This is a genomic window from Acidobacteriota bacterium (assembly GCA_034211275.1).
In the GTDB taxonomy this organism is placed as follows: domain Bacteria; phylum Acidobacteriota; class Thermoanaerobaculia; order Multivoradales; family JAHZIX01; genus JAGQSE01.
This window is the reverse complement of the sequence record JAXHTF010000267.1, coordinates 1-7,332: the sequence shown is the minus strand read 5'-3', so window position 1 is coordinate 7,332 and position 7,332 is coordinate 1. Positions and strand designations below refer to the sequence as shown.

The following is a 7,332-nucleotide window of genomic DNA, read 5'->3' as shown; positions in this document are numbered from 1 at the left end:
CCTGGCCACCGCAGGGCTCGACTGTCGACGCCCAGGCACAGGTTTTCCCCCTTGAGCCATGGGATGAACAATCAAGAGGCGAGATTCGTAGCCCACGCGGATGCCTACCGCTTGGGCAGAAAAGGTAGACAGAAACCTAAAGTATCACTTGAGGTTTTGGCGAAAAGAGCGAGGCGGGGATAGGCGCGACGGGGTGGCCGTGGGACTGGGAGGCGAGGGCTGGGAGGCGGGGGCTGGAAGGCGAGAACTGACTACATCTCGTATTCGCCGAGATCTTCCGGCTCGAGCTCCTCGAGCCACTTGCGGATCCGTTCCTCCTCCGTCAGCTTCGTCGTCCGCTCATCCGTGCTCGCCTCCTTGAGCACCGAAGTGGCCACCAGGATCGGGGCTTCGGCTCGGAGGGCGAGGGCGATGGCGTCGCTGGGGCGGGCGTCGAGGACGATCTCCTCCTTGCCCTGGGAGAGGTAGATCCGCGCGTAGAAGGTGTTGTCCTTCAGGTCGCAGATGAGGATCTGGCGGACCTCTGCCTGGAGCTCCTGGAGGCCGCTGAGGAGCAGATCGTGGGTCATGGGCCGGGGAGCTTCGACACCCTCCAGGCGCATCACGATGGCGTTGGCCTCGAAGGGACCGATCCAGATGGGAAGGAAGCGGCCACCTTCGGCATCGCGTAGAACGACGATGGGGGTGTTCGAATCGGGGTCCAGAATCAGCCCCCCGACGCGCATGCGGATCGTCTCGGCCGGCTCGGTCATGCAGCTATTGTGGAGCCCCCTCCCCCTCAGGTCAAGCGCTCGGACTCGGCGGCTGCCGAGCAGCTCAAGTAGAGCGACTGGTCAAGAAAGGTCTGCCCTACCCCGCCAAGTGCCTGCGGGAGCCTTTGCGAGGGTCGGGAGGAGGGATCGGTGGCAGCCGAAACGATGCCGACTGCCGGAGAGCCTCTGGGGGTGACTCGGGGGTTCGGAGGGCTGCTAGGGAGCGAAGGCCGGAGACCGGATCAAGCCGATCAACCGCGAAGGACGGGGAGCCCTGAGGAGCCTCTCAGGCCGGCCTCGGCGCCTTCCGGGGAAGCAGCGGGGGGCGGAGCGGTCAAGGTGCCGCGGAGGCTGTGGGGGCCTCCGTGGACGATCTCAACCTCCGTCAGTGAGCCGGGGGAGACCGGCGCTTCCGCCACCGGAAAGTGGACGATGCGGTGGCAGGGCGTGCGGCCCATCTGCGTGCCGTCCTCGCGCACCCCGCTGGTCACCAGGATCTCGTGCCGCTCCCCCACCATCTGCTGGTGGATCTCCAGCTGAATCGAGTTCTGCAGATCGAAGAGCTCCTGCAACCGGCGGCTGGCGTCGGCGTCGTCCACCGGATCCTTGAGCCGCGGTGCCGCGGTGCCCGGGCGGGGGGAGTACTTGAACGCGAAGATCGACGCGTAGCGGACCTCCTCCACCAGCTCCAGAGTCTGACGAAAATCCTCTTCCGTCTCCCCCGGGAAGCCGACGATGAGATCCGTCGACAGGGCGATCTCCGGCCTGGCCTCGCGGATCGAAGCCAGGAGCTCGCGGTAGGGGGCGACCTCGTAGCCGCGGCCCATGCGCTTCAGGACGCGATCCGACCCCGACTGAACCGGCAGGTGCAGGTAGGGACAGATATTCGGATGGCGGGCGAATTGCTCCACCATCGCCGGTGTGAAGTCTCGGGGATAGGAGGTCACGAAGCGCAGGCGCTTCAGGCCCTCCAGGCGCGCCACGGCATCCAGCAGGTCGGCAAAATCCAGGTCCTGCTGCGGGTCCTGCCAATGGTTCACCGTCTGCCCCAGAAGCTCGATCTCCACGAAGCCGAAGCTCAGCAGATGGCGCACCTCCTCGAGGATCTCCTCGAAGGGGCGGCAGCGCTCCGGACCTCGGGTGCTGGGGACGATGCAGAAGGTGCAACGCTTGTTGCAGCCCTCGATGATGGTCACCATGCCCTTGTACAGGCCGTCCCGGTCGATGGCGTCGAATTCGTAGTTGCGCTGCTCCGGGAAGCCTGTGGCCACCACTCGCTCACCGCCGCGGCGACGGTCGAGGACGGAACGCAGCTCCCCGACCCGGGCCGGGCCGAGGACGAAGTCCAGATCCGAGACTCGGCGCAGGGCGCGCTCGCCCTCCTGCTGGGCTACGCAGCCGCACAGCCCCACCAGCAGGTCCGGGTTGTGGTCCTTGAATCGGCGGTACTCCCCCAGCCGCGAGTAGACCTTGTTCTGGGCCTTCTCCCGGACGCTGCAGGAGTTGAGCAGGATGACGTCCGCATCGCGGGGATCGCGGGTGGGCAGGAGGCCCTGGGACATCAGCTGGCCAGCCATGCGCTGGCTGTCCAGCTCGTTCATCTGGCAACCCCAGGTCTCGATGTAGTAGCGCTGGGAGCGGCTGCGCCGCGGCGGCGCGGCGGCGGGCTCCAAAACGTTGAGCGAGCTCATAATCAGGTTCCGTCGTCGGTGGGAGGGTCGAGCACCTCGTGGGCCGGCAGCTCGCCGGGAGGTACTTCCTCCTCGTCGTCAAAGCTTGGTTCGAGCTCGGCGCCCGCATCCAGCCAGCCGGGCTCGGCGTCGGCGGCTCGCGCTTCCTCGAGCAGCGAGTCCACCTCCAAACGATGGGCCAGGATGTCGCGGTCCAGCTCCCGCAGGCGGTCCAAGGCGCGATCCCACTCGGGCTTGATCCGGCCGTCGCGGACGAAGGGGTCGTCCTCGGAATAGAAGCGGCGGCGGAGCCGGGCAGCTTCCTCCTCGACCTCGGCCTTCTCGTCTACCGCCTGGCGGAGCGCCAGTCGGGCCTCGTAGATACGGTCCCGCCAATAGGCCTCCGCCGCTTCCCGATCCGTAACGTCGGCGGCTTCCGCCGCAGCGTCGGGATCCTCTTCCACAAAGGTCAGCTCGACGCCTTCGCCCAGCTCCTTGAGGTTGTCGTTGGTGATCACCGCGATGGGTTCCCGATCCGTCTCGCGGCTGCGGCGGCGTCTCTCGGCTTCCGCCGCTTCCACCAGCGTCAGGGGCGTTCCGTCGTCGCCGGGAGCACGAGGGTTGATCTCCACCACCCGCGGAATCACCGCCGGAGCGTCGTCGCGATCCCTGGCTCCTTCGCCCTCCTCATCCTCGACCACGGTACCCGCGTCCCTCGGTGGGGAGACCGTGGGAGGAACGTAGGGGGGCGGCGTCGTGGGCGGCGGTGCCGGCGGAGTGCAGCCCCAACTCCAACTCGTCAGCAGGCCGCAGGCCAGCAGCGATGGAAGGAGCTTGGGATGCTTGTAGTCAGACACGGCCGTAACGATCTTCCAGGCGCACCACGTCATCGAGCTGCGGCGTGGACACCTCGATGATGTCGCAGCCGGCAGCGCCGGCGACCATGCGGTGGCGCACGCCGGGGCGGATGTGGAAGGACTCGCCGGCGGTCATGCGGTGGGAGACCAGGCCGTCGTCGCCGTCCTGAATTTGGATGTCCACCTCGCCGGACTGTAGGAAGAGAGTCTCGTCCTTTTGCTCGTGGTACTGCAGCGAGAGGGCATGGCCCGGGTCCACGTGCAGAATCTTGCCCGCGTAGTTGTCGGTGTGGGCGAAGATCAGCTCGTAGCCCCAGGGCTTGTCCACCTTGCGAATCGGCGCTTTCATGGTCAGGAGTTCCTGTGTCCGGCGGGTATGGACGACGCCTCGCCATCGGCGGGGCTGGATTGCGATTCTTCGAGCACGATCTCTCCAGTGGGAGGATCTTCCGGCGCTCGGCGCCGGAGGAAGTCGGTGAGGTACTCCCCCACCTCGTCGGCGGTGCTCATCTCCAGGCAGCGTTCTGCCACTTCCGCCAATTCCTTGGCAGAGAGTCGACGAAGCTGGGCCTTGATCACCGGCACCAGCCGCGGGCTCACCGACAGGCGGCGCATCCCGAGGCCGACGAGCAGAGGAGCGATGGTCGGGTCGGCGGCCATTTCACCGCATAGGCTGACCTCGATCCCCGCGTTCCTGGCGCTCTCGATGATGAAGCGTAGCATGCGAAGAAGGCCGGGATGAAGCGGCCGGTAGAGATGGGCGACCTGCTCGTTGTTGCGGTCCACCGCCTGGGAGTATTGGATCAGGTCGTTGGTGCCGATGGAGAAGAAATCGACTTCCCGGGCGAGGTGGTCGGCGACGAAGGCCGCCGAGGGGACCTCGATCATCACCCCCAGCCGATAGTCGCGGCTGCATTCCCGCCCTTCCGCCTCGAGCTCGTCCAAGACCTGATCGGCGAAGGCACGAAATTCCCGCACTTCCTCCACCGCGGCCACCAGGGGCAGCATCAGCCAGACCTCGTAGTGACGGGCCGCGCGGAAGACGGCTCGCAACTGGGTCCGGAACATCTCCGGCCGAGCCATGGTCAGGCGCAGGCCGCGCATGCCGAGGACTGGGTTCTCGCCCCCCGCTTCCATCATTTCCTTGGCCAGCTTGCGGCCGCCCAGGTCGTACGTGCGGATGACCAACGGGTGCGGCGCCACCGCCTCGGCGAGCCGCTTGTAGATGTCGAGATGGTCTTCCTCGGTGGGCATCTCGGGGCTCTTCTCGATGTACAGGAACTCGCTGCGGTAGAGACCGATGCCGGCGGCTCCCACCGCCACGGTGTCTTCGATCTCCTCCGGCAGGTCGATATTGGCCATCAGCTGGATGGAGACTCCGTCGAGGGTGACGGTGGCCAGGTCGCGGGTGGCCATCAGCTGGCGGTCCTTCTCCACCAGCTTGCGCTGGCGGCGGCGGTATTCCGCCAGGGTCTCCGGCGTCGGGTGGAGGATGATCTGCCCTCCCCCACCGTCGATGATCACCGGGTCCTCGTCGGTCACCTCGGCGGTGACCCCTTCCAATCCACCCACCGCCGGCACCTTCAGGGAGCGGGCGATGATGGTGGTGTGGGAGGTGCGGCCGCCGGAGCCGATGGCGAAGCCCAGGACTCGTTCCCGGCCGAGGCGCACGGCTTCCGAGGGTGGCAGATCGTCCGCCACCAGAATGATGTCGCCTTCGATTTCCGACAGCTCGTGATGAGCGATGCCCTGGAGGGCCCGCAGCAGGTACTGGCCGACGTCGAGGATGTCCTGTTTGCGCTCCCGCAGGTATTCGTCATCCAGCGTATCGAAGCGGGCCGCCAGCTCGCTGGTGGTGCGGTGCACCGCCCACTCGGCGTTGACGTGTTCTTCCTGAATGCGCCGCACGACTTTGTCCAGCAGAGCCTGGTCCTTGAGCAGGAGGGCATGGGCGTCGAGAATTCCGCTGAGCTCTTGACGGAGCTCGCCGGCGGTGTGACCGGAGATGTTCTGGAGTTCTTGGTTGGCCCGCTCCACCGCCCGGTGCAGGCGATCCACTTCGGCCTCCAGCTGATGCTCCGCCAGCGGGAAGCGGTAGATCTCGCCGACCCGAGTCTCGATGCACACGGCCCGGCCGATGGCGATGCCTTCGGCGACTCCCAATCCCTTGATCACCCGCTCCCGGCCACCCATTTCAGCTCTCCTCTCCAAAACGTTGAGCAAAAAGATCGCATACGGCCTCCAAGGCCTCCTCCTCGTCGCCGCCGTCGCAGCGCACGTCGAGAATGGTGCCCTGGGCCGCGCCCAGCATCAGAATTCCCAGAATGCTCTTGGCGTCCACCTCGTCACCGTCGATGATGAGCTGCACGTCACTTTCGAAGGTGCCGGTAAGGTGAACTAGCTTTGCAGCCGCCCGGGCGTGGAGTCCCAGACGGTTGATGACTTCAATCCGCCGCTCGATCATCCGACCGTCTCGGAAGCTCTTTCTCGCGGCGGTTCGTCGCAGGGGCTCGCCGAGGTCGGCCGGCGAGGCTGCAGGTCGCAGCTGGCCTGAATGCTCGAACGTCCTTTGTCCCGCAACCAGCGCGCCGCTTCTTCGAGGGTGAATTCTTTGCCCGCCAAACAACCCAATCGCACCACCATCGGTAGGTTGACGCCGCCCAACACCTCTACCCTTCCAGGATCGTGGAAGGACATGGCGGCGTTGCAGGGGGTGGCGCCGAAGACGTCCGCCAGGATCAGGACTCCGGAGCCGTCGTCGATCTCTGCGAGGGTCTCGGAGATGTGGCGGCGGATCTCTTCGGAGCCCTGGGACCAATCCAGGGGCAGGGCCTCGAAGTCCGGCAGCTCGCCGGCGATGGTGCGGGCAGCTGCCAGAAGCTCACGGGCCAGATTGCCGTGACTGAGCAACAAAATCTTCATAGGTCACCTCGTGCCCGGACAATGGGCACGTCATCCCGAGGATAGTACCCGTGGGATGGAGCTTTGGCAATGGAGCGCGGGCGCTAGCGGCCGATGTCGCGGTGCTGGACGCGCACGGCCCAGTTGGCCTCGTCGAGGGCGTTGGCCAGGCGTTCGACGGTGGCCACGGAGCGGTGCTTGCCGCCGGTGCAGCCGATGGCCACCGAGAGGTAGGCCCGGTTCTCGCGGCGGTAACGAGGCAGGAGGTAGAGCAGGAAGTCCGACAGCCGCTCCACCAGCCCTTGGTAGTCGGGCTGATCCTCCAGATAAGCCTGGACGTTCTCTTCGAGGCCGGTGGATTCCCGCAGCCCCGGAACGAAATGAGGATTGGCCAGGAAACGGACGTCGAAGAGCAGGTCGGTGCCGTAAGGGATGCCGTGCTTGAAGCCAAAGCTCACCAGCGACACGACCATGCCCGGCTCCTGCTCCGGCGTTTCAGCGAATTGGCGGTAAATATGCCGGCGCACGTCATGGATCGAAAGCTCGCTGGTGTCCAACACGAGGTCCGCCAGTCCCCGCACTTCCGCCAGCAGCTCCCGCTCGGTCCGGATGCCGGCAATCACCGGCTGGTCCGCTGCCAGAGGATGGGGTCGACGGGTCTCGGAGAATCGCCGCACCAGAGTCTCGTCGGAGGCTTCGAGGAAGATCAAGGTGGGAGAGACCTTGCCACGGTCGATGGTGCGCACCAGCCGCGGGAACTCCTCGGCGAAGCCCGGAGCCCGGACGTCGGTGACCACGGCGATGCGCTCCTTCCCCGCCACCAGGTTGACCGGGTCGTCGAGGAATCGGCTGAGCAACGGCAACGGCAGATTGTCGACGGTGTAGAAGCCCAGGTCCTCGAAGCTCTTGGCCACCGAGCTCTTGCCCGAGCCGGAGAGACCGGTGATCAGCGCCAAACGAGCGGTCACGGCCGGCCCCCGGTTCCGTCTCGGCGGTTGCTGTTGCGCACTCGTTTGCGCTCCAGCTCCTCCTCCAACTTGCGGGCGAACTCCCGGGCGGAGTGATGTCCTTGCATTTTGAGCACGTGGTTGCGGGCGGCGATCTCGATGAGGATGGAGATGTTGCGTCCCATGGCCACTGGCATGCGGATGT

At 66.1% G+C, this 7,332-nt stretch carries 9 protein-coding genes; all 9 read right to left on the bottom strand.

Going from position 1 to position 7,332, the window contains the following annotated elements; genetic code table 11:
- Positions 1-251: 251 nt before the first annotated feature.
- Entirely contained in the window at positions 252-752 is a 501-nt protein-coding gene (locus tag SX243_24345) for a bifunctional nuclease family protein (GenBank protein ID MDY7096117.1), read from the bottom strand.
- Between the two features lie 251 nt (positions 753-1,003).
- The gene (miaB, locus tag SX243_24340) at positions 1,004-2,443 is read right to left on the bottom strand and encodes a tRNA (N6-isopentenyl adenosine(37)-C2)-methylthiotransferase MiaB (GenBank protein MDY7096116.1); all 1,440 of its coding nucleotides are present in this window, start codon (positions 2,441-2,443) and stop codon (positions 1,004-1,006) included.
- Positions 2,444-2,445: 2 nt separating this feature from the next.
- Positions 2,446-3,279 (bottom strand): hypothetical protein, encoded by an 834-nt coding sequence (locus SX243_24335; protein ID MDY7096115.1) that lies wholly within the window; start codon positions 3,277-3,279, stop codon positions 2,446-2,448.
- A complete protein-coding gene (locus SX243_24330; protein ID MDY7096114.1) occupies positions 3,272-3,628 on the bottom strand; it encodes a cupin domain-containing protein in 357 nt (118 codons plus the stop codon). The genes SX243_24335 and SX243_24330 overlap by 8 nt, the downstream gene beginning before the upstream one ends.
- A 2-nt stretch (positions 3,629-3,630) precedes the next feature.
- Positions 3,631-5,472, bottom strand: a complete 1,842-nt coding sequence (gene ptsP, locus SX243_24325) for a phosphoenolpyruvate--protein phosphotransferase (protein MDY7096113.1) — start codon at positions 5,470-5,472, stop codon at positions 3,631-3,633.
- Position 5,473: 1 nt separating this feature from the next.
- A complete protein-coding gene (locus SX243_24320) occupies positions 5,474-5,743 on the bottom strand; it encodes an HPr family phosphocarrier protein (GenBank protein MDY7096112.1) in 270 nt (89 codons plus the stop codon).
- Positions 5,740-6,201 (bottom strand): PTS sugar transporter subunit IIA, encoded by a 462-nt coding sequence (locus SX243_24315; protein ID MDY7096111.1) that lies wholly within the window; start codon positions 6,199-6,201, stop codon positions 5,740-5,742. Before SX243_24315 ends, SX243_24320 begins: the two co-directional genes overlap by 4 nt.
- An 83-nt stretch (positions 6,202-6,284) precedes the next feature.
- On the bottom strand, positions 6,285-7,148 hold the full coding sequence (gene rapZ, locus SX243_24310; protein ID MDY7096110.1) for an RNase adapter RapZ: 864 nt from the start codon (positions 7,146-7,148) through the stop codon (positions 6,285-6,287).
- Positions 7,145-7,332, bottom strand: a 188-nt coding sequence (locus SX243_24305; protein ID MDY7096109.1) for a hypothetical protein, incomplete at its 5' end; no start/stop codon positions are given. The genes SX243_24305 and rapZ, both read right to left, overlap by 4 nt.